This window comes from Microbacterium sp. AG157, from assembly GCF_003385695.1.
Taxonomy (GTDB): Bacteria; Actinomycetota; Actinomycetes; order Actinomycetales; family Microbacteriaceae; genus Microbacterium; species Microbacterium testaceum.
Genome location: NZ_QRDK01000002.1, coordinates 729,687 through 750,061, shown reverse-complemented (window position 1 = coordinate 750,061; position 20,375 = coordinate 729,687). Strand labels below are relative to the sequence as shown.

Sequence of the window (20,375 nt, the reverse complement as noted above, 5' to 3'; positions counted from 1 at the left end):
ATGTTTTCCACGCTAGGGTCGGATGCCATGACGAGGCGCGCGACCATCCACGACGTCGCCGCGGCGGCCGGAGTCTCGGTGGCCACGGTGTCGAAAGCGGTGAACGGTCGCTACGGGGTGTCGGCCGAGACCGTCGTGCGGGTGCTGGACGCCGTGAAGACCCTCGGATACGAGTCGAGCCTCGTCGCGAGCAGCATGCGCTCGCGCCGCACCGGTGTGATCGGCGTGCTCGTGGCCGACATCGAGCCTTTCTCCGCCGAGATCCTCAAGGGCGTCGGCGGAGCCCTCTCCGGCACCGGGTACGACCTGCTCGCCTACACCGGTGCGCGCCGCGACGGGGAGGGATGGGAGCGCCGCTCGCTGAGCCGCCTGAGCGGCACGCTGATCGACGCGGCCATCATCGTCACGCCGACCGTCGTCACCGTCTCGGGCGAGGTGCCGATCGTCGCGATCGACCCCCACACGGGTCGCGGAGACCTGCCCACCGTCGAGTCCGACAGCTACACCGGCGCGCAGCAGGCCGTGCATCACCTCGCGCAGCTCGGTCACCGGCGCATCGGCTTCATCGCGGGGCGGCCCGATCTGCGCTCGGCGGTCGCGCGGGCCTCGGGGTACCGTGCCGGGCTCGCGGCCGCGGGCCTGCCGTTCGACCCGGCGCTGGTCGGGGTCGGACGCTACGAACAGGACGTCGCGCGCGAAGCCGCCGAGGCCATGCTCTCGCTCGACGACCCGCCCACGGCGGTGTTCGCCGCGAACGACCTCTCGGCGCTGTCGATCATCGAGGTCGCCGTCGCGCGCGGGCTGAGAGTGCCCGACGACCTGTCGGTGGTCGGTTTCGACGACGTCCCCGAGGCCGCTCGCGCGCAGCCCGCCCTGACCACGGTCCGCCAGCCGATGAAGCGTCTCGGTGCCGAGGCCGTGCGGATGGTGCTGGCGCTCCTCGCGGGGGAGACCCTGCCCGAGACGCACATCGAACTCGCCACGCGCCTCGTGGCGCGGGGGACGACCGCGCCGCCGCGCTCGCGCTGAGCTGCGCTCGCGCTGAGCCGCGCCGCCGGTGAGCCGCGCCGCCGGTGAGCCGCGCCGCCGGTGAGCCGCGCCGCGAGACGTGATCGGGTGTCTCGACCGCGGTCATCGCCCCGATCGGCCCGGTGAGTGTCCAAGAAACCCGGACGCCCCGAGAAAACGTCCGGGTGTTCTGGACACTCGACGCGCTCCACCCCGGGAGTATGTGAAAACGCCCACCCCGCCCGTCGCGCACCGCACCACCCCGCGGCTCGGGTACCGTCGGAGGGTGCCCACTGCCAGCAGTAAAGACGACGAGGTCGACCTCCTCATCGACGCGTGGTCGCAGTTGCTTCCCGACGTCGATCTGACGCCCCTCGACGTGATGTCGCGCCTGCGCCGCGCGGCGTTTCATCTGTCGAAGCTCCGGGCCAAGGCCTTCGCCAGCGCCGAGATCGCCGTCTGGGAGTTCGACGTGCTCGCCGTCCTCCGCCGCGCCGGCACCGAGCTCAGCGCCACGCGCCTGATCACCGCGACGATGATCGGCAGCGCCGCCATGACCAACCGGCTCGACAAGCTCGCCGAGCGCGGACTCGTCAACCGCCGCCCCAACCCCTCCGACGGCCGGGCGATCCTCGTCGCGATCACCCCCGAGGGCATCGAGCGCGTGGATGCCGCGATGACCGAACTCGTGCGCCTCGAGGCCGAGGCTCTGCGCGAGGTCAGCCGTCAGGATCAGGCCCTGCTCGCGAGCGCGCTGCGTGTGCTGGCCGCGGGCGAGACGCACGAGGCGTGATCGACCTCGCCACCGCTCTCGCGCAGCGCCCCGTCGTCCTCGACGGTGGCCTGGGCACTCTGCTCGAAGCGCGCGGCAACGACGTGACTTCCGCACTGTGGTCGGCACGAGTGCTGCGCGACGAGCCCGACGAGGTACGCGCTGCCCATGCCGAGTTCGCCGCCGCGGGGGCCGAGGTCGTGATCACCGCCTCCTACCAGCTGGGTTACGGCGGAGCGATCCCGGATGCCGAGGTCGAAGCGCTCCTACGCCGCTCGGTGTCTGTTGCTCGTGAGGCCGCCGACGTGGTGGTTGCGGCATCCGTCGGCCCGGTGGGAGCCCTGCGCGCCGACGGCAGTGAATACACCGGTGCCTACGGACTGACCCTCGATGAGCTGCGCGAGGCCCACCGCCGACGCCTGCACGTGGTGGCCGAGTCGGGCGCCGACGTTCTCGCGGTCGAGACGATTCCCTCCCTTCTCGAGGTGGAAGCCCTCGCCCTCGAACTCGACGGCCTCGGTGTCCCCGCCTTCGTCAGCGTCTCCGCCGACAGCACGGGTTTCGCGCCCGGCGGTTCGCGGGCCGAAGCCCTGCGCGTCGCGGCATCCGTCTCGAGCGTGCTCGCCGTCGGCGTCAACTGCTGCGCGCCCGGCTCCGTGCTCTCGGCGCTCGGCGAAGCTCCCGGCATCCCTCTCCTCGCTTATCCGAACACCGGTGAGCGGTGGGATGCCGCGACGCGAACGTGGCATGGGGGCGCGGCGGCGTTGGCCGACGATGCTCCCTCGTGGGTCGCTGCCGGTGCGCGCCTGGTAGGCGGCTGCTGCCGCTCGACGCCCGCCGACATCGCGGCGATCGCGGCCGCGGTGGGCTGAGCCGCCACCCCGGCACAGCGGCCAGCGATCGCGACGCTCAGATGGTGATGCGCAATCGCCGCCGGGGGGTCGCGTCGGTGATCAATTCGACCTCCTCGGGGCGCCAGCCGTAGCCGGTGGCCAGGCGTTCGCGCAGCGCCGTTGCCGCCGACGGCAGCGAGGTCTCGACACCGCGCGGTCCGTCGATGGCCGCGGGGTCCAGATCGCGCGCGGCCAGACGCAGATCGAGCAGGAGAACGCGCACGCGCTCGCGGCCGAGGGCGGCGGTGGCGAGATTCCAGTCGCCGATCGAGATCGACGCCCCGCGCCGGCGTCCCCCGGTGGCACCGCTCGCGGAGGGCAGACCGACCATCATGATCGAGACACCCGTCGACAGCATCGCCGCGATGCCGGCCACGATGACGCCGTGGGGAGCGAACGCGGGGCCCAGGGAGTCACCCGTGACGGAGAGAACCCCGCGCACAGCCGAATACAGGCCGTAGGAGCCCATCGTGGCGGCGAGCACGAAGCGGGATCGGCGGGGGAGAGCCGGCGCCCGCAACGCCAGCACCGCGCAGAGGCCGCAGGCCGCTGTGAGCGTGAACGCCTTGATCGTCGGAGCCGCGGCGGGGACGAGGGCGAAGCTCAGGGCGGCGCCGGCCGCGACCGTCGCCGCTATCGGCAGGGATCGAGCGAGGGGGCGACCGGGCGCGACGACGAGAGCGGCGCACAGCAACGCGGGGGCGAGGACCATCGCGGCGTCGGCCGCCACGCGACTGAGGTCTCCGGCGCCGCTCGAGGCCATGATGTCCAGCACACCCGCGCCGACCGAGACCGCTCCCGAGAGGGCCCCGACGCGCAGGAACACCCCCAGAGGACCCGTGGAGCCGATGCGCGGGAGGATCACCCACACCACGCCGATCGCCAGCCCGACGCACATCACGGCCACACCGATCGACAGCACCATGGAACCCCCTCCGGGGTCTCATCATGGCGGCGTGGTGGGGTGCACCGTCCGTCTTGACGCCGGTTGCGCGAGAAGCTATCGACGCGGGCGGGGTTCAGTCGAAATCGGCCGCCAGCGCGTTGCGGTGGTACTCGAAGATGATGCTCGTGCGGGTGGAGGCCACGCTGTGCCGCGCCGAGAGGTGGTCGACGACGAAGCGGCGCACAGCCGACGAATCGTCGACCGCGATGTGCACGAGGAAGTCGTCGGCCCCGCCTAGGAAGAACAGCTGGATGACGTCCGGGTGGCGACGGACCTCGTGTGCGAACGCGCGGATGCTCTCCTGGCGCTGCCCCGGGCGCAGGGTCACCCCGACGATCGCCTGCAGGCCGCGGCCGAGACGGCTCTGGTCGACGGCGGCGTGGAAACCCGAAATGAGACCACGATCGGTGAGGCCTCGCAGGCGGGCATGGGCAGTGGATGCCGCGACCCCGAGCGCGTCGGCGAGGGCGGCGTTCGTCATCCGGGCGTCGGCGGAGAGCAACTCGATGATCCGTGCGTCGAGCGGGTGGAGGTCGTCTTCGGTCATCGCAGATCCTTCGCATCCGAGGGCCGGTTGGGCCCCCGTTATACGACGATATCTGCTCTCCTGACGGGATAGCCGAAGTATCTACGGGGAAACACCACGGAAACACCTTTTCCTGCGATTCTCTCCGCATCGCTCATCCGCTCGAGGAGAACCCCATGCGCGTCTCTGTGCCGTCCGAGATCAAGAACAACGAGAACCGCGTCGCGATGACGCCCGCGGGGGTCGATGCGCTCGTGCACCGCGGCCACGAGGTGCTCGTGCAGGCCGGCGCGGGCGAGGGCAGCGGCTTCTCCGACGAGCAGTACCGCGCAGCCGGTGCCGAGATCATCGCCACCGCAGAAGAGACATGGGCGCGCGCCGAGCTCCTGGTCAAGGTCAAGGAGCCGATCTCGCCCGAATACGGCTTCCTGCGCGAAGACCTCACTCTCTTCACCTACCTCCACCTCGCCGCCGATCGGCCCCTGACCGACGCGCTCGTGGCCGCGGGAACCACGGCCGTCGCCTACGAGACCGTGCAGACCGCCGATCGCGCCCTGCCGTTGCTGGCGCCGATGAGCGAGGTCGCCGGACGCCTCTCGATCATCGAGGGCGCCCACCACCTGTTGCGCGCCTCGGGCGGACGCGGGCTTCTCCCCGGTGGCGTTCCCGGTACCCCTCGTGCGAAGGTCGTCGTCATCGGCGGCGGCGTCGCCGGCGAGCACGCCGCCGCGAACGCCCTGGGTCTCGGGGCCCGTGTGACGGTCGTCGACATCTCGCTGCCCAAGCTCCGCCAGCTCGAGGAGCGCTTCGGCGGCGCGATCGAGACGCGCGCCTCGACCCGCCTCGAGATCGCCGAGCAGCTCGCCGACGCCGACCTCGTCATCGGATCGGTGCTCATTCCGGGGGCCGCCGCCCCCAAGCTCGTCACCGATGACATGGTCGCGGCGATGAAGCCCGGCTCGGTGCTCGTCGACATCGCGATCGACCAGGGCGGCTGCTTCGAGGGCTCGCGTCCCACGACCCACGACGACCCGACGTTCCGCGTGCACGAGTCGCTGTACTACTGCGTCGCGAACATGCCCGGCGCGGTGCCGCACACCTCGACCCGAGCCCTCTCGAACGCCACCCTGCCCTACATCACGCGCATCGCCGACCAGGGATGGGAGGCCGCGGCATCCGCCGATCCCGCCCTGGCCAAGGGCCTGAACGTGCGCGCCGGCGTCGTGGTGAACGAGGGCGTCCGCGCCGCGTTCTCCCTGTAGCCGCGGCCACGTCGCTGCCGCGGGCTCGCCCCTCGCGTGAGCGTCCAAAACACCCGGACGCTTTTCGGAAACGTCCGGGTGTTTTGGACACTCAAAGGGCAGTACGACGCCCGGGGTGAGTGGTGAGCAGCGCGCAGCCTCGACGGCCGGGCTCTACGCGCGCACCCAGGCGTAGGTGATCTCGGGGCGGCCCGGGCCGCCGTAGCGGGGGACGCGGCGCACGCGGCCCACGTCGGCGAGGTGCTCGAGATAGCGGCGGGCGGTCACGCGCGACATCCCCTCGCTCTCGCCGACCTCGGTCGACGACACGGCTCCTGCGGCGGTGCGCACGTGCTCGGCGACGGCCTGCAGCGTCTCATCGCTGAGACCCTTCGGAAGGGCGGGCGCCGTCACCGCGCGCAGCGACCCGAGCAGAGCGTCGACCTCGGACTGGGTGGCCTCGCCCGCAGCGCGGTCCAGCCCCTCCACATAGGAGCGGTAGGCCTCGAGACGCTCGCGGAACGCCGCGAACGCGAACGGCTTGATCAGATACTGCACGACCCCGATCGACACGGCCGCTCGTACCGTCGCGGCATCGCGCACCGCGGTCACGGCGATGATGTCCACGCGCGATCCCGTCGCACGCAGGCGCCGCGCCACGTCGAGTCCGGACCCGTCGGGCATGGTCATGTCGAGCAGGACGAGGTCGATCTCGCGATCCGGGTCGGCCAGGGCCGTGACCGCCGCGCGGGCACCGGAGGCGAGGCCGGCGACCTCGAACCCCGGCACGCGCTCGACGTAGGCGCGGTGCAGCTCGAGGGCGAGGGCGTCGTCGTCGACGACCAGCACGCGGATCACGGAACCACCTCCGAGATCGCGGCGGGGAGGAAGACGCGCACGGTCGTGGGGTCTTGGGCGATCTGCAAGGTTCCGCCGTGCGCCGCGACGATATCGCGCACGAGGGCGAGACCGACGCCCCGACCGCCGGGGGAGTGCGCGGGCTTGGTCGAGGCGCCGAAGGCGAAGGGGTCGGCGAGCGCGGGGTCGAAGCCGGTGCCGCTGTCGGACACCTCGACCACCACATCGCCACCGCCCTCGCGGAGCACCGCGCGCACCCAGCGGGGTTCCGCCCCGGTCGCGGCGGCATCCAGGGCGTTGTCGACGAGGTTTCCGACAACCGTCACCGCCTCGGCCGCGGCGAGGGGGAGAGCGGGGGTGGGCTCGGCGACGTCGAGGTCGAGACGCACGCCGCGCTCGGCCGCCTCGTCGAGCTTGCCGAGCAGCAGAGCCACGACGACGGCGTCGTCGTCGTCCGAGACCAGGCGGTCGGCCAGTTCCTGGCGGTCACCGGTCGAGGCCACGATCAGGCGGCGGGCCTCGTCGATGCGCCCGAGCTCGAGCAGGGCCAGCAGCGCGTGCAGGCGGTTGCCGTGCTCGTGGGTCTGCGAGCGCAGGGTGTCGCTCAGGGTGCGGACGCCCTCGAGTTCGCCGAGCAGTGCCTGCAGCTCCGACCGGTCGCGCAGGGTCATGACGCGACCGCGTTCGGGGGCGCGTCGTCCCGCCAGATCGCGCGCTTCCTCCTGATTGACCAGCAGGACCCGCTCCCCGTTGACCACGGTCTCCTCGACCATGCGCCGACCGCTTGCGATCGCCTCGGCGAGGCCGGCATCCATGTCGATGTCGCGAGGGTCGAGCGATACCTGCCCCGAGGTGGCCGGGGGCAGTCCCAGCAGGTCGGCGGCCTCGTCGTTGTAGAGCACGATCTGCCCCGAGCGGTCGGTCACGACGAGACCCTCGCGCAGCGAGTGCAGCACCGTCTCGTAGCTCTCGACGAGGCGCGACAGCTCGGCGGGCGTGTACGAGCCGGTCACGCGTCGCGCACTCCGTCGGACGTAGACAGCGCCCAGCACGCCCAGGCCGACGATGGCGGCGGATGCCAGGACGATCAGCGGTGCGCGAGCGGCGAGATCCTGCTGGACCGCGCCGAGCGTGACCCCCACGGCGACGAGACCCACGATGTCGCCGCTCTCGTCGCCTCCGTCGCGGATCGGCGCGATCGTGCGCACCGAGGGGCCCAGGGTGCCGTCGTAAACCTCGGTGAAGGTCTGTCCGGCCAGCGCCTCGGCGCGAGACCCGAGGTACTGGTCGCCGATCTCGGAGCGGTTGCGGTGCGTGAGGCGGATGCCGTCGGGCGTCATGATCGTGACGAACGACAGGTCGGCGTCGGGGAGGATCTGTTCGACCATCGGCTGCAGGGCGTCCGAGTCGCGCAGCGAGACGAGAGCGGCGACGTCGGGTTCGTGCGCGAGCGTCTCGGCCACGGAGCGGGTGACCTTCTCGGCCTCGCGCCTGCCGGAGTCGCTCAACTGCACCGACAGCAGCGCCGCCAGGACGCCCGCGACGAGCACGACGACGCCCAGGGATACCAACGCCAGCCGACCACCCACGCTCAGTCTCATCACCCCGCCCTTCGTCGCGCCTGCCGTGAACAATACGACCACAAATCGCCCGCAGGTCCCGCGTCGACCACAGTCGTCACATCAACCGGCGCCCCCGCCGGACTCAACGAAGGCGTTAGAAAAGGGGAAGTCGCTCATGGCACTCTCACTCCGCACCACACGCGACGGCCGGCCGCGTAAGAAGATCGACCGCAATCACTGGCTCTACATCTCCGTCATCGTCGCGGTGGTGGCCGGTGTCATCGTGGGCCTCGTCGCGCCGCAGTTCGCCACCGCTCTCGAGCCCATCGGCAAGGGCTTCGTCAGCCTCATCAAGATGATGATCGCCCCGGTGATCTTCTGCACGATCGTCGTGGGCATCGGCTCGATCGCGAAGGCCTCCACGGTCGGCAAGATCGGCGGCCTGGCGATGGTCTACTTCCTCGTCATGTCGTCGTTCGCCCTGATCATCGGCCTGGTCGTCGGCAACATCATCCACCCGGGTGAGGGACTGAACATCGCGGGCGCCCAGTACGACGCCCCCGCGGCCGAGGCGACCTCCACCCAGGAGTTCATCCTCGGGATCATCCCGACCACCTTCTTCTCGGCCTTCACCGGCGGCAGCATCCTGCAGGTGCTGTTCATCGCCCTGCTTGTCGGCTTCGCCCTGCAGGGCATGGGCGAGCGCGGCGCGCGCATGGTCGAGGGCATCCGCAACTTCCAGGTGCTCGTCTTCCGCATCCTCGGCATGATCCTGTGGCTCGCGCCCATCGGCGCCTTCGGCGCGATCGCCGCGGTCGTCGGCAAGACCGGGTTCCAGGCCGTGATCAGCCTCGGCATCCTGATGGGCGCCTTCTACATCACGTGCTTCCTCTTCATTGCCGTGGTGCTCGGCACGCTCCTGTACGTCGTGACCCGCGTCAACATCTTCACGCTGATGAAGTACCTGGGCCGCGAGTACCTGCTCATCGTCGGCACCTCGTCGTCCGAGGCCGCTCTTCCCCGTCTCATCGCCAAGATGGAGCACCTCGGTGTCTCGAAGCCCGTGGTGGGCATCACGGTCCCCACCGGGTACTCGTTCAACCTCGACGGCACGGCGATCTACCTCACGATGGCCTCGCTGTTCATCGCCACCGCGATGGGCTCGCCCATGTCGATCGGTGAGCAGATCGGTCTCATGATCTTCATGATCATCGCCTCCAAGGGCGCCGCAGGTGTCACCGGTGCCGGTCTCGCCACCCTCGCCGGTGGTCTGTCGGCCTATCGCCCCGACCTGGTCGACGGCGTCGGCGTCATCGTCGGTATCGACCGCTTCATGTCCGAGGCACGCGCCGTGACCAACTTCACCGGCAACGCCGTGGCCACGATGCTCATCGGTGTCTGGACGAAGGAGTACGACGGTCAGCGTGTCCGCGACGTCCTCGCCGGCAACATCCCCTTCGACGAGACGCTGCTGACCGGCCACGACCACTCGGCGACGCCCGCAGCGGATGCCAAGGAACAGGCGTCGGCACAGGCGGGTACCGGCCCCGCCGCGACCGTCGACACGCAGTCGCTCGACGCCTTCCGCGCGCAGGCGGAGGCCGAGGCCGCCGCACGGGGCCGCTCGTGACCCTCACGCACAACACCTCGGCGGGGGCGGCTTCGGCCGCCCCCGCCCCGGCGCGCGTCGACCTCGCGCGCACGTGGATGCTCCGCTCGCCCCTCGCGGGGGGACTCGAGACCGCGGCCGATGTCCTCGTCCTCGATCTCGAAGACGGCTTGCCCTCCGGACGCAAGGCCGAGGGACGTGACCGCGCTCGCCGGGCGGCCGCTGAGGCACCCGTGTGGTTGCGCATCAGTGCTGCCGGAACGAGCGACGGAGAAGCCGATCTCGCACTCGGTCGCGACCTCGACGACCGCCTCGCCGGCGTCGTCCTGGCGATGTGCGCGAGTGCCGACGACGTGGCTCACGTCGCGGCATCCCTCCCCTCCGGCGTCCCGATCGTCGCCATGGTCGAGTCGGCCGCGGCGCTTTTGGCCGCCCCTGCCATCGCCGCCCACCCCGCGACCCGTCGCCTCGCTTTCGGTACCGGCGATTTCCGCCGCGACACCGGGATGGCCGCCGATCGCATCGCACTGTCGTGGCCGCGCGCACAGCTCGTCGTCGCTTCCGCTGCGGCAGGGATCGCCGGGCCGATCGACGGCCCGTGCGGTCCGGTCGATCAGGCTCGGGATGCCGCCCTGCACGCCGTCGCGATGGGCTTCACCGGAACGCTCGCGCTGCGGGATGCCGCCGTCTCCGGCGCCCATGCCGGGTTCACGCCCGCGCCCGCAGAGGTGGAGGCGGCTCGGTCCCTGCTGTCGACGACGCCCGACGGCCCGGTCGACGGCTCGTACGCGCCGACGCTGGCTCGCGCGCGAGCGCTGGTCGAGCGCGCGGAGGCGCTGGCGGCGCTCTGACGGCGGACGGGTCCCGCGCTCGTCCTCCCCGGCTCTGCGCCCCGCGAGATCGCACGGTCCTCTCGAGATGTCGCGATACGAGCGCCGGAACGCGTGAACTCGCTCCGATCGGGGGATCTCCATGCCCGCCGCGGCCGAGCGGACACCGGTCAGGCGCGCCGGAACCACCGCCGCCGCCGCGTCGGCGCGGCCATCGCGGCGGCATCCGCACGCGCCCGACGCCTTTCGATCCACGCCTCCACCTCGGCATCCACGTCCACCGTCGGCGTCACCACCGGAGGGCCGCCCTGAAGCTGCCGCCGTGCCTCGATCACACGGCGGTTGAAGTCCTCGACCGCCTCGCGCACCTCGGATTCGCGGGCGATGGCATCCAGCCGTTCGGCCATCTCTCTGTGCTCGACGCGCAGGGTCAGCGCGGGAGGACCGAGACCGGTCAGCTGCTCGGTCTCGATCTTGCGGCGGATCCACCAGTCGGGATCGTGGGAGCCGCCGAGGTCGGGCAGGGGCTTGCCCGCGCCGGGGAGGTTGTCGAACTCGCCGCGGCGGATCGCCTGCTGGATCGAGGTCTCGACGAAGGCGGCGCGCTCCTCGGCGGTCGAGCCCCGCGCGGGCCCCTCGGGTTCGGCGGGTTCGGGTTCGAGGCCGGCGTCGCGGAGCTGTCGGTCGAGCCGATATCGCTCGGCCGCCTGGCGGGCGTCGTCGTTCACGCGGCCTCCCGTCCCTCACGCTCCAGCCGGGCCAGTCGTAGCCGCGCCATGTCCTGGGCGCGCGGACCGGAGCCCAGCGCGCGCTCGGTGACGCGCAGGATCAGCCGCGTGAGCGTCAGCACAGGAAGCGGCCACCGCCGCACCCCGAGCATCTTCCGGTAGCGACGGGGGATGGTCGCGACCGCGGCGGCGAAGAGCACGCGATACGACAGGCCCATCACGCCGGGGAACGGCGGCTTGCGCAGGAATCGCACGACGTCGGCGACGCGCTCGTCGCCGCGCAGCTCGCCGCGGTCGGCGAAGCCGTCGATCTCGGCCCGCAGGGCGTCACGCGTGAGGGGAGGGTCGACGACCCGCATGAGCCGGCCCGCGGTCGCCCAGTCGGCGACGTAGGCGTCGGGCCCCCCGGGGATGGCCGTGCGCGACACCTCGTGCCCGGCGAGGAACGCATCGGTGAAGGCGAGGTGCACCCAGCGCACGAGGTCGGTCGCGTCGGCGGTGTACGCGCGCTCGCTCCCGTCGCCGCCGACGTACTCGCCCTTCACCCGGCGGTGGAATCTCGCGACCCGCGCGGTCTCGGCATCCGCCTGCGTCCGCGAGCCGTACGTGAGCGTGATGACCCACCGGACGGTACCGGTGAGCCGGCCGATCGGATCCTCGCGATAGCGCGACCAGTCGTGCACGCCGGCGAGAGCGCCCGGGTGCAGGGCTTGGAGGAGCAGAGCCCGGATGCCGGCCACCAGCGTGCCCATTCCGGCGTGCACGGTCCACGCGGGGCCGTTCTCGACGAAGTAGCCGGTGTCGTCTCCGTCGGCGATGGCGCGGACGTACGGCGCCATGCCGGTGGGATCCCCCGCCAGGGCGACGAGGATCTTGCCGCGCAGCGACGAGATCCATCCGGGAACGGAAGAAGAGGGGGCGATCGTCACTCTTCCAGCGTGCCACCGTCTGAGCGGGTGGGCCCCGGGAAAGTGCTCAGTGTCCCTCGTGGGAGATGACGGGGACGGTGCCGTCGTCGCGCAGCAGCACGGCGTTCTGCGTCGCCCCGAGAGCGGGGGTGACGACCACGGCGATGACGGCGGCGGCGACGAGGAGTCCGACGACGCTCATCGGCTGAGCGGTGCGCGTCGCACCGGGGCCGCGGCTCGCGCGACGAAGGTGGACGGCAGCGGTGGCTCCCACGACGACGAGCAGAGCGGATGCCGCAGCGACGCCGAGGATGCTCGTGTGCGCCGGTGCGGCGAACATCAGGGCCGTCGTGAGCGCGAGAGCGGCGAGGGCGCCCGCCAGAGCGGTGCGCGGGACCACGAGTCGCCCCGCCGACAGGGTGGCCGCTCCCCAGGTGAGGGAGGCGAGGCCGAGAATCACCATCCCGATTCCGAGGCCGCTTGCGACGGCCCCGGAATCGGGACGGATGACGGCACCCGCGCCGAGGGCGGCGGTGATGAGACCGGCCCCCCACGCGGATACGGAGGGCCACGACCTCACGAAGGTCGCAGCAGTCATGCTCAGACCGCCGCGGTACGCGGGACGTTGCGCTCGGTGCCGAGGCCGACACCCAGCAGCACGACGGCGCTGGCGAGGTGGAGGAAGTGGTCGGGCACGTTCAGCGCGAGGATGTTCGCGGCGGTGCCGACCAGGAAGAAGCCCACGATACCGAGGAGCAGGTAGACAGCACCGACGGTCGTGTTGACGCCCTTGGCGGCGCGAGCGTTGGCCAGACCGGCGACCAGCAGCGCGGCACCGATCAGAAGGTGGGCGATGTTGTGCAGCGGGTTGACCTCGAAGATGCCGAGGAGCAGTCCGCCCTGTGTCGCGATGAAACCGACCCCGCCGGTGACGGCGAAGCCGAGCAGACCGACGAGCAGGTAGACAGCGCCGAAGACGGTGGCCACGAGACGGTTGGGTGACGAGCTCATGATGAACCTCCCAGATTGTTGGCAGCGACCGTCCGGTCGCTTCACCACATCTTCGGAGACAATGCTCAATTCGGATTGGGCTTTGCGCGCACCGGTCATGTCCGCTATGAGCGCGGAAACGACAGAAGGCCCCCGAGTACTCTCCGAGGCCCTCCGCAACAGAAGAGACGATAGACAGACCCCCCGTGCGGGCGGAGGGGATTGCATTTCGGCTGCTGGTCACATACTCGGTTGTCTGCCACACTCTCGCCATGCGTTTCGAGACGACCCTGCTGCAGATGGGCAACAACACGGGGATCGAGGTACCGCCCGAGGTGATCGACGGTCTGGGCGGCGGGAAGCGTGCCGCTGTCGTCGTCGACGTGAACGGGTTCACCTTCCCCAGCACGATCGGAGCGATGGGTGGGAAATCGCTCATCCCCTTCTCCGCCGATAAACGCGCCGCCACGGGATTGTCGGGAGGGGATGCCATCTCCGTCGAGCTCACCCTCGACACGGTGCCCCGCACGGTGGAGGTGCCCGACGACCTGGCCGCGGCCCTCGGCTCCGCGGGCGTGCGCGAGGCGTTCGACGCACTCTCGCCGAGCGCGCGTAAGGCGCACGTGACGAACGTCGCTGCAGCGAAGACCGCCGACACCCGCACCCGTCGCATCGAAACCGTCGTGGCGAAGCTCACCTGAGCGGCCGATGCGCCCCGGGCGATAGCCTGGACGGGGAGGTCACGTGGGGCGCACGAAGGAGGCCATCGCCGAGGGACTGTCGATCGCGACAGCCGCGGCGCGGCTCGCCGTGCGCAACCGGATCCTCGTCGACACGATCGCTCGCGGTGGTCAGTTCGACGGCGAGGTCTTCGCCGAGTTCGCGCGTGAGACGCTGCGTTCTCTCGCCGACGAGCAGGACCAGGCGGCCGAGCGCGTGACGCATCAGCGCAAGCGCGCCTGGGGCCGGTTCTCCGACTCGTCGGGCACCCACGATTACCGCGACCGCGACACGCGCAACCTTCGTCGTCGCGCGAAGCAGTCCCGCGGCGTCGCGAAAGAACTGCGTGCGCTCGCCGACGATCCCGAGCGGGTGAAGGCGCTGGTCGGCGATGCGCGGATCGCCGCCTGGGGTGATGTCGAGGCGAACCTCAGCCAACGACTCGACGTCGAGGGCATGACGGCGGATGCCGATCCCGAGTACGCCCAGATGCGCAAGGCGCGCATGGACGCCCTTCGCATGGTCGACCTCGCCCGCCTCGCCTCGCAGGCGAAGCGCCGGGCGAAGGATCGCGCCGCTGCAGACGAGGCGAAGGAGCCGAGCGACGCAGCCGAATCGGGCAAGAGCGGCAAGAAGAAGAAATCCACCGCGCGCTGACCCCGTTCCCGCGCGCGGCACACCCGGACGAGGCCTGAGGGCTCGTGGCTCGGCCGGGGTCTCGGCATCCGGGCAGAGAAAAAGCCCCGGCGGAGTTTCCTCACGCCAGGGCTTCTCATACTGTCTCAACACAGTGTGCGCCCGAAGGGACTCGAACCCCTAACCTTCTGATCCGTAGTCAGATGCTCTATCCATTGAGCTACGGGCGCAGGGCCTCCGCGCGAAACGGCGCGCAGGCCGTGGTCCAGCATAGCCGGGGCCGACGGAGACGTCTAATCGGCCCGGAACGGCGTGCATCCCGGGCGTGGCGCGGCGGTGGCGACCAGGTGTCTTGACGGGGCGCGACGTACGCTGGCCGCATGAGCGCATACACCTCCGCGTTCGAGTTGTTCTCCATCGGGATCGGACCCTCGAGCTCCCACACCGTCGGCCCCATGAAGGCCGCCCTCCACTTCGTCGCGCGACTCGAGGACGACGGCGTCCTCGACACGGTGGCATCCGTCTCGTGCGCCCTCTACGGTTCGCTCGGTGCGACAGGTATCGGCCACGGCACCCCCGACGCGGTCGTGGCGGGTCTGCAGGGTCTCGATCCCGAGACCGTCGATCCGGATGCCGTCCGGCGGGCGTGGTCGGATTGGCCCGAGGGGCAGAGTCTGGCGCTCGCGGGCCGGCACGGGATACCGTTCCGCAAGACCGACATCGTTCTCGAGCCACGCACGCGCCTGCCCGGCCACCCGAACGCGATGACGCTCATCGCCCGCGACAGCGAGGGAGCTGTCGTCGCGGAGGACACGTTCTACTCGATCGGCGGCGGCTTCATCCGCCGTGAGGGCGAGCCGGCGCGCGTGGCCGCAGTGCCGGTGCCGCTCGACTTCGACGACGCGGCGACCCTGATCGAGCTGTGTGACGAGCGCGGCATCACGATCGCCGAGGCGGCGCGCCTGAACGAGGCCGCACTCCGCTCGGACGAAGAGATCGCGGCGGGTCTGGACCGCATCTGGGACGCGATGGCGGCGTGTGTGACTGCGGGGCTCGAGAACGACGGCGTGCTCCCCGGCATCCTGAAAGTGAAACGGCGAGCCGCGGTCATTCGAGGGCAGCTGGATGCCATCGAGGCCGAGGGGCACCGGGAACTTCCGGGGGAGTGGCTCGGAGCCTTCGCCCTCGCGGTCAACGAGGAGAACGCCGCCGGTGGGCGCGTCGTCACGGCGCCCACGAACGGCGCGGCGGGCATCCTGCCCGCGGTGGCGATGTACTGGTGGCGGTTCCTGGCCGACTCGGGTCTCGGCGCCGGCAACGCTGTCACGCCCTACGGCGAGCTCGTGGGCAGTGCACTGCTCGGCTACGACGGACACGCGGTGACGCGCGGCGAAGTGGCGGGATGGGACGACGGTGACGTGGCCGAGGCCAACCGCCGACGCGGTATCCGCCGGTTCCTCCTCACCGCGACGGCGCTGGGGTCGCTCTTCAAGGCCAACGCGTCGATCTCCGGCGCCGAGGGTGGGTGCCAGGCGGAGGTCGGCTCGGCGTGCGCGATGGCCGCCGGGGGCCTCACCGCGGTGATGGGCGGAACGAACCGGCAGATCGAGAACGCCGCCGAGATCGCGATGGAGCATCACCTCGGGCTCACGTGCGACCCGGTGGGCGGCCTCGTGCAGATCCCCTGCATCGAGCGCAACGCGATCGCCGCGTCCACGGCCGTGACGGCGGCGCGGCTCGCGCTGCGGGGCGACGGGTCGCACTATGTGTCGCTGGATGCCGTGGTCGAGACGATGCGTCAGACCGGTATCGACATGTCGACGAAGTACAAGGAGACCAGCGAGGGCGGTCTCGCGGTGAACGTCATCGAGTGCTGAAGTGCACCGACCGGGGGTCAGTCCCGTCCGCGCAGCTTCGCGGTGAGGGCGTGGAGCTGCGCGAGCTCGTCGTTGTCGAGACGGGCCATGCGCTCGGCGATCGAGCGGCCGTGCGCGGCGGCGAGGCGGCGGAACATGACGGCGCCGTTCTCGGTGGCGGTCACCAGCGAGCCGCGCCCGTCCTCGGGGTCGGCGCACTTGGTCAGCAGCCCCCGGGAGACCATGCGTTCGACCAGGCGCGAGACGCTCGGCTGGCTGATGAGCATGTTGCCGGTCACGTCGCGCAAGCGCGCTGTCATGCGAGGCGCTCGCGTGACGGTGAGGAGCACGTCGTACTCCGCCTGGGTCAACTCGGTGCTGTCGAAATCCGACCGGATGTCTTCGAAGACTTCGTGCTGAGCGCGGAAGAGGCTCTCCCAGGCCTGCACGGCGAGACGGCGATCGGTCATACGTTCAGCGTAGAGCCGTCGGCAACCCGTTCGTCCCGCGTGTGACGCAAGAGTAAGGGCCGGTCGGAGAGGCTTCCGACCGGCCCTTGTCCCTGCACCAAGAGTGTCCTGCAATCACATGTCGGTAGCTGCCACAGCAAAACAACTACCGTGCTTGCACTCTATAACGGTGAGGTAACGGAGGGGAAGAGGCTGCCGTTATATTTTCGTGATCTCTTTCGACCGGGCTGATGTCAGCGCCCGCGCACGTGGTTCCACTGCGTGATGACCTCGGAGCCGTGCTCGAAGCCGAGCTCGCTGACCGCGGAAGTGCCCAACACGAAGTACCGGCCGCCCGCGGCCGTCAGACCCAGCCACGTGCCCGCGAGGGCGCGCAGGAAGTGCGAGTGGGAGAACACCAGCACCTGTTCTCCCGCGCGCACGCGCGGGCGGAGGTCGTCGAGGAGGGATTCGGCGCGAGCCGTGACCTGTTCCACCGTTTCGCCCGGGGTGGCCCCGGCGGGGGCGCCCGCTTGCCAGATCGTCCACGGGCGACCGAGCTGCTCGACGATCTCGGGCGTGGTCAAGCCCTCGTACGCGCCGTAATCCCACTCGACGAGGCGCGGCTCCGGCTGTGCGCCGGGGTACCCCGCACGACGGGCGGTCTCGACGGCGCGCTCCAGAGGGCTCGTGAGCACGAGGTCGTAATGGCGGGTCGCCAGGAGGGTGCCCGCGAGCTCGGCCTTGTAGGCGCCCGTCTCGGTGAGGGGGATGTCGGTGAGTCCCGTGTGCTTGCCCGTGCGGCTCCACTCGGTCTCGCCGTGGCGCACGAGCACGAGGCGTCCGTCGGGTTCGGTCAGGTCGTCGTCCTTCACGTCTTCATCCTGCCTTGTGAGCGCCGACGCAGGGGCGACGGCGGGCACGGAACGGACGAAGGGCCGGTCGGGAGATTCCCGACCGGCCCTTTCCTGCACCAGAGTGTCCTGCAATCACATGTCGGCAGCTGCCACAGCAAAACAACTACCGTGCGAGCACTCTATAACGGTGAGGTAACGGTGCGGAAGAGGCGTCGCAGCGTTCTTCTCTGTTTCATAGGTTGCGTCCGTGGTCGGGCCTTCCGTCGGACTCCCCTCGAGCCAGTGCGCGGGACCATGCCACCTCACGGTTCAGCTGGCCCGTGCTCGAGAACAGGCGCACCTGATGGGTGTCCGCTAGCGCCGCAGCCAGGTCGTCGCGATCGGCGGGGACGAAGCCCAGGCTCCTCCAGAACGGCCCCGAGCGCCGACTGAACAACCACGCCCGCGACGCGCCCTCGTCGGCGGCCCGCGCAAGAGCGAAGCGCGCCAGCCCGGTCCCGCGCCCCCGAGAACGTGCGTGCGGGCTGACGGCGACGCTGCGGATCAGGGCGTGGCGGCCGTCGCCGCTCAGTTCGTACCCGGTGCTTCCCGTCACCGTCCCCGTGGCGTCGCGCTCGATCCAGAGCCGCACCGTCGGTGCATCCAGGCCGCTCAGGGTGAGGTCGACGGCAGCGAGAAAGTCGGTCAATGCGTCGACGTCCGTCGGTCGACACCGCTCGAGGCTCACTCCTCGAGTCAACCAGCACCGCCTGCTCACCCGTGTGTCACCCCCGTGTCGGGACCCACCTCGAGCCACACGTCGGGCGCCTCGGGCCCGGACGTCGGTGAGCGGCCTGGGAGGATGGAACCGTGCCCCACGACATCCGCCTCATCGCCGTCGACATGGACGGCACCCTCCTCGACGGTGAGGGGAACATCCCCGCGCCACTCTGGACGCTCCTGCCGCGCCTGGCGGAGCGCGGGGTCGCCTTCGTGCCGGCTTCGGGGCGACAGCTCGCCACACTGCAGCGCTCGTTCGGCGACGCGGCCGATGAGATGACGTTCATCGCCGAGAACGGTGCCTACGTCGTGAGCAAGGGCGTCGAGGTGTCGTCCGACAGCATCGACCGCGTCGTCGTCGAGCGCGTCATCCGGCACCTTCGCGACCTGGGTCAGCGGGGGTACGACCTGGGTGTCGTGCTGTGCGGGAAGCGTTCGGCGTACATCGAGCGCACAGACGATGCCTTCCGTGCCGAGGCCGACGCGTACTACGCGGCCCTCGAAGCCGTGGACGACGTGCTCGCGGTCGACGACGACATTCTCAAGATCGCGATCTACGACTTCGCCGTCGCCGAGCACAGCGTCGCGCCCGCCCTCGACGAGATCGCCCGTACGCACCGCGTCGTGGTGTCGGGGCGCCACTGGGTCGACATCATGAACGTCGACGTCGACAAGGGCGCGGCCCTTCGCCGCCTTCAGAAGGGCCTCGGCCTCACGTCGGCGCAGACGGCGGCGTTCGGCGACTACCTCAACGATCTCGAGATGCTGGATGCCGCGGACTGGTCGTACGCGATGCGTGAAGCCCATCCCGAGGTCGTCGCCCGCGCCCGATACCGTGCCCCGTCCCACCTCGACCACGGCGTGCTGACCACCATCGACGAATTGTTCCCCGACGCCTGAGCGCTCAGACCTCCGACGCCTCCAACGCCGCCGCGAGGTCGGCGAGGAGGTCGTCGGGATCTTCGAGCCCGACCGACAGGCGCAGGTGTCCGTACTGTCGGAACTCCTCCGGGTAGGTCGCCGTTCGCGGCCCGTCGGCGGCGGTGTGCACGATCAGGCTGTCGTCGTGCCCGAGCGAGAAGCCCGAGGTGATCAACCGCAGGTGCGCGACGAAGCGGTTCTGCGCCTCGGGACCGCCGTCGATGGCGAAGGCCAGCATTCCGCCGTACCCCCGCCCGCCGAACTGGCGTCGCGCGATCCCATGCTCGGGATGGGACTCGAGCCCCGGGTAGGCGACGAACGCCACCCGCGGGTCGGCGTCGAGGAATGCGGCAACTCGCTCCGCCGACGAGAGGTGCTGGCGCAGGCGCAGGGGAAGCGTGACCGATCCGCGCTCGATCATCCACGCGTTGAAGGGCGAGATCACCCCGCCGACGTCGACCATCGCGTCGGCCTTGATCGGCTCGATCAGCTCGGACCTTCCGATCACCGCCCCGCCCATCGCATCGCCGTGTCCGTTGATGTATTTCGTCAGCGAGTGCACGACCAGGTCGGCGCCGTCCGCCAGCGGTCGGTAGAACGGCGGAGGGGTGAAGGTCGAATCCACCATGAGCAGGGCCCCGGCGGCATGGGCGATCTCGGCGACGGCCGCGACATCGGTCACCTTCGTCGTCGGGTTCGCGATCGCCTCGACGCACACGAGCCGTGTCTCGGGTCGCATGGCCGCGCGGACGGCATCCGGATCCGAGATGTCCACGAAGGTGGCCCGGATGCCGTAGCGCCGGGGGAGCAGCTCGGTCCACAGCCGCCAGGTCGCTTCGTAGACGACATCGCTCACGACGACGTGATCGCCCGCGCTCACGTGCGTGAAGAACACCGCGTGAAGCGCGGCGACGCCCGAGGCGAGGGCCACGGCCTCTTCGCCGCCCTCGAGGGCGGCGAGCTTGCGCTCCAGCGCGAGTTGGTTGACGCCCGTATTGCGCGTGTAGAGCCCGGGCGCGGTGGCCGACCAGCTGATCTCGCTCGGGTCCTCGGGTAGCTCGTACGAGTTCGACATGACCAGCGGCGTGCGCAGCGCCCTCGTGCTGTCGAGCAGCTTGCCGCCGTGCACGGCGAGGCTCGCCTCGGCGAGGGTGCCGCTGTCGGTGCGGTCGGGGCGTTCGGCCATGACGGCGTCCTTCCTGTCGCACCTTCCGGACTCGGTGCGCGCGCCTCGATCAGCGTAGCCAGCGCTCATGAACTACTCTGACCTGCGGTCGCCCGAACGCGCGGGCTCGAGGACGAATGC

The 20,375-nt window shown here is 70.6% G+C and carries 22 protein-coding genes and 1 tRNA gene; 10 read left to right on the top strand and 13 right to left on the bottom strand.

Annotated features, from left to right (window positions below):
- The first annotated feature begins 27 nt into the window (after positions 1-27).
- From DEU35_RS09420 to mmuM, 3 genes are all read left to right on the top strand, one after another.
- A complete protein-coding gene (locus DEU35_RS09420; RefSeq protein ID WP_103205806.1) occupies positions 28-1,029 on the top strand; it encodes a LacI family DNA-binding transcriptional regulator in 1,002 nt (333 codons plus the stop codon).
- A 265-nt stretch (positions 1,030-1,294) separates the two neighbouring features.
- Complete coding sequence (locus tag DEU35_RS09415; RefSeq protein WP_103205807.1) at positions 1,295-1,801, top strand: MarR family winged helix-turn-helix transcriptional regulator; 507 nt, start codon at positions 1,295-1,297, stop codon at positions 1,799-1,801.
- Complete coding sequence (gene mmuM, locus DEU35_RS09410) at positions 1,798-2,652, top strand: homocysteine S-methyltransferase (RefSeq protein WP_116239322.1); 855 nt, start codon at positions 1,798-1,800, stop codon at positions 2,650-2,652. Before DEU35_RS09415 ends, mmuM begins: the two co-directional genes overlap by 4 nt.
- A 37-nt stretch (positions 2,653-2,689) precedes the next feature.
- Here the strand turns inward: mmuM and DEU35_RS09405 are convergent, their stop codons facing one another.
- Together DEU35_RS09405 and DEU35_RS09400 are read right to left on the bottom strand one after the other, a co-directional pair.
- Entirely contained in the window at positions 2,690-3,598 is a 909-nt protein-coding gene (locus tag DEU35_RS09405) for a hypothetical protein (RefSeq protein WP_116239321.1), read from the bottom strand.
- A gap of 94 nt (positions 3,599-3,692) precedes the next feature.
- A complete protein-coding gene (locus tag DEU35_RS09400; protein ID WP_116239320.1) occupies positions 3,693-4,166 on the bottom strand; it encodes an Lrp/AsnC family transcriptional regulator in 474 nt (157 codons plus the stop codon).
- Between the two features lie 155 nt (positions 4,167-4,321).
- Here DEU35_RS09400 and ald point away from each other — a divergent pair, with 155 nt between their 5' ends.
- The gene (gene ald, locus DEU35_RS09395; RefSeq protein WP_103205811.1) at positions 4,322-5,407 is read left to right on the top strand and encodes an alanine dehydrogenase; all 1,086 of its coding nucleotides are present in this window, start codon (positions 4,322-4,324) and stop codon (positions 5,405-5,407) included.
- Between the two features lie 153 nt (positions 5,408-5,560).
- Here ald and DEU35_RS09390 read toward each other — a convergent pair whose 3' ends face one another.
- Both DEU35_RS09390 and DEU35_RS09385 read right to left on the bottom strand, forming a co-directional pair.
- Positions 5,561-6,244 (bottom strand): response regulator, encoded by a 684-nt coding sequence (locus DEU35_RS09390; protein WP_103205812.1) that lies wholly within the window; start codon positions 6,242-6,244, stop codon positions 5,561-5,563.
- Entirely contained in the window at positions 6,241-7,845 is a 1,605-nt protein-coding gene (locus DEU35_RS09385; protein WP_103205813.1) for an ATP-binding protein, read from the bottom strand. The genes DEU35_RS09390 and DEU35_RS09385 overlap by 4 nt, the downstream gene beginning before the upstream one ends.
- A gap of 136 nt (positions 7,846-7,981) precedes the next feature.
- Between DEU35_RS09385 and DEU35_RS09380 the strand changes: the two genes are divergently transcribed.
- Positions 7,982-9,436, top strand: a complete 1,455-nt coding sequence (locus DEU35_RS09380; protein ID WP_103205814.1) for a cation:dicarboxylate symporter family transporter — start codon at positions 7,982-7,984, stop codon at positions 9,434-9,436.
- On the top strand, positions 9,433-10,266 hold the full coding sequence (locus DEU35_RS09375; protein ID WP_116239319.1) for an aldolase/citrate lyase family protein: 834 nt from the start codon (positions 9,433-9,435) through the stop codon (positions 10,264-10,266). The genes DEU35_RS09380 and DEU35_RS09375 overlap by 4 nt, the downstream gene beginning before the upstream one ends.
- Before the next feature lie 149 nt (positions 10,267-10,415).
- Here the strand turns inward: DEU35_RS09375 and DEU35_RS09370 are convergent, their stop codons facing one another.
- From DEU35_RS09370 to DEU35_RS09355, 4 genes are read right to left on the bottom strand one after another with little or no spacing between them, the layout of a single operon-like run.
- The gene (locus DEU35_RS09370; protein ID WP_116239318.1) at positions 10,416-10,973 is read right to left on the bottom strand and encodes a DUF1992 domain-containing protein; all 558 of its coding nucleotides are present in this window, start codon (positions 10,971-10,973) and stop codon (positions 10,416-10,418) included.
- The gene (locus DEU35_RS09365; RefSeq protein WP_116239317.1) at positions 10,970-11,902 is read right to left on the bottom strand and encodes an oxygenase MpaB family protein; all 933 of its coding nucleotides are present in this window, start codon (positions 11,900-11,902) and stop codon (positions 10,970-10,972) included. Before DEU35_RS09365 ends, DEU35_RS09370 begins: the two co-directional genes overlap by 4 nt.
- A 46-nt stretch (positions 11,903-11,948) precedes the next feature.
- The gene (locus tag DEU35_RS09360) at positions 11,949-12,479 is read right to left on the bottom strand and encodes a hypothetical protein (RefSeq protein WP_116239316.1); all 531 of its coding nucleotides are present in this window, start codon (positions 12,477-12,479) and stop codon (positions 11,949-11,951) included.
- 2 nt (positions 12,480-12,481) lie between these two features.
- Positions 12,482-12,892 carry a DUF4383 domain-containing protein gene (locus tag DEU35_RS09355; protein WP_103205818.1) on the bottom strand — a complete coding sequence of 137 codons (411 nt, stop codon included), beginning with the start codon at positions 12,890-12,892 and terminating at the stop codon, positions 12,482-12,484.
- A gap of 251 nt (positions 12,893-13,143) precedes the next feature.
- Between DEU35_RS09355 and DEU35_RS09350 the strand changes: the two genes are divergently transcribed.
- Together DEU35_RS09350 and DEU35_RS09345 are read left to right on the top strand one after the other, a co-directional pair.
- Complete coding sequence (locus DEU35_RS09350) at positions 13,144-13,572, top strand: YdeI/OmpD-associated family protein (RefSeq protein ID WP_103205819.1); 429 nt, start codon at positions 13,144-13,146, stop codon at positions 13,570-13,572.
- 43 nt (positions 13,573-13,615) lie between these two features.
- Positions 13,616-14,248, top strand: coding sequence for an asparagine synthase (locus DEU35_RS09345; protein ID WP_116239315.1), 633 nt, complete (start codon positions 13,616-13,618; stop codon positions 14,246-14,248).
- A 136-nt stretch (positions 14,249-14,384) separates the two neighbouring features.
- On the opposite strand, the gene DEU35_RS09340 is transcribed toward DEU35_RS09345, so the two are convergent.
- Positions 14,385-14,457, bottom strand: a tRNA-Arg gene (locus tag DEU35_RS09340).
- Positions 14,458-14,607: 150 nt separating this feature from the next.
- On the opposite strand from DEU35_RS09340, the gene DEU35_RS09335 reads away from it, so the two are divergent.
- Complete coding sequence (locus DEU35_RS09335) at positions 14,608-16,104, top strand: L-serine ammonia-lyase, iron-sulfur-dependent, subunit alpha (protein WP_116239314.1); 1,497 nt, start codon at positions 14,608-14,610, stop codon at positions 16,102-16,104.
- 17 nt (positions 16,105-16,121) lie between these two features.
- Here the strand turns inward: DEU35_RS09335 and DEU35_RS09330 are convergent, their stop codons facing one another.
- The 3 genes from DEU35_RS09330 to DEU35_RS09320 all read right to left on the bottom strand — a co-directional run bounded on the left by DEU35_RS09330 (position 16,122) and on the right by DEU35_RS09320 (position 18,116).
- Positions 16,122-16,553: a MarR family winged helix-turn-helix transcriptional regulator gene (locus DEU35_RS09330; RefSeq protein WP_103205822.1), complete on the bottom strand. Its 432-nt coding sequence runs from the start codon at positions 16,551-16,553 to the stop codon at positions 16,122-16,124.
- A 233-nt stretch (positions 16,554-16,786) separates the two neighbouring features.
- On the bottom strand, positions 16,787-17,407 hold the full coding sequence (locus DEU35_RS09325; protein WP_116239313.1) for a histidine phosphatase family protein: 621 nt from the start codon (positions 17,405-17,407) through the stop codon (positions 16,787-16,789).
- Positions 17,408-17,621: 214 nt separating this feature from the next.
- Positions 17,622-18,116 (bottom strand): GNAT family N-acetyltransferase, encoded by a 495-nt coding sequence (locus DEU35_RS09320; protein WP_116239312.1) that lies wholly within the window; start codon positions 18,114-18,116, stop codon positions 17,622-17,624.
- 122 nt (positions 18,117-18,238) lie between these two features.
- On the opposite strand from DEU35_RS09320, the gene DEU35_RS09315 reads away from it, so the two are divergent.
- A complete protein-coding gene (locus DEU35_RS09315; protein WP_258873455.1) occupies positions 18,239-19,048 on the top strand; it encodes a Cof-type HAD-IIB family hydrolase in 810 nt (269 codons plus the stop codon).
- A 4-nt stretch (positions 19,049-19,052) separates the two neighbouring features.
- Here DEU35_RS09315 and DEU35_RS09310 read toward each other — a convergent pair whose 3' ends face one another.
- Positions 19,053-20,255, bottom strand: coding sequence for a PLP-dependent aspartate aminotransferase family protein (locus tag DEU35_RS09310; protein WP_116239311.1), 1,203 nt, complete (start codon positions 20,253-20,255; stop codon positions 19,053-19,055).
- Positions 20,256-20,375 lie beyond the last annotated feature (120 nt).

Excerpts from the sequence above, each read along its gene's own strand:
- DEU35_RS09420 (WP_103205806.1), top strand. The coding sequence starts at position 28 with ATGACGAGGCGCGCGACCATCCACGACGTCGCCGCGGCGGCCGGAGTC.
- DEU35_RS09405 (WP_116239321.1), bottom strand. The coding sequence starts at position 3,598 with ATGGTGCTGTCGATCGGTGTGGCCGTGATGTGCGTCGGGCTGGCGATC.
- DEU35_RS09400 (WP_116239320.1), bottom strand. The coding sequence starts at position 4,166 with ATGACCGAAGACGACCTCCACCCGCTCGACGCACGGATCATCGAGTTG.
- ald (WP_103205811.1), top strand. The coding sequence starts at position 4,322 with ATGCGCGTCTCTGTGCCGTCCGAGATCAAGAACAACGAGAACCGCGTC.
- DEU35_RS09385 (WP_103205813.1), bottom strand. The coding sequence starts at position 7,845 with ATGAGACTGAGCGTGGGTGGTCGGCTGGCGTTGGTATCCCTGGGCGTC.
- DEU35_RS09380 (WP_103205814.1), top strand. The coding sequence starts at position 7,982 with ATGGCACTCTCACTCCGCACCACACGCGACGGCCGGCCGCGTAAGAAG.
- DEU35_RS09360 (WP_116239316.1), bottom strand. The coding sequence starts at position 12,479 with ATGACTGCTGCGACCTTCGTGAGGTCGTGGCCCTCCGTATCCGCGTGG.
- DEU35_RS09355 (WP_103205818.1), bottom strand. The coding sequence starts at position 12,892 with ATGAGCTCGTCACCCAACCGTCTCGTGGCCACCGTCTTCGGCGCTGTC.
- DEU35_RS09350 (WP_103205819.1), top strand. The coding sequence starts at position 13,144 with ATGCGTTTCGAGACGACCCTGCTGCAGATGGGCAACAACACGGGGATC.
- DEU35_RS09335 (WP_116239314.1), top strand. The coding sequence starts at position 14,608 with ATGAGCGCATACACCTCCGCGTTCGAGTTGTTCTCCATCGGGATCGGA.
- DEU35_RS09330 (WP_103205822.1), bottom strand. The coding sequence starts at position 16,553 with ATGACCGATCGCCGTCTCGCCGTGCAGGCCTGGGAGAGCCTCTTCCGC.
- DEU35_RS09310 (WP_116239311.1), bottom strand. The coding sequence starts at position 20,255 with ATGGCCGAACGCCCCGACCGCACCGACAGCGGCACCCTCGCCGAGGCG.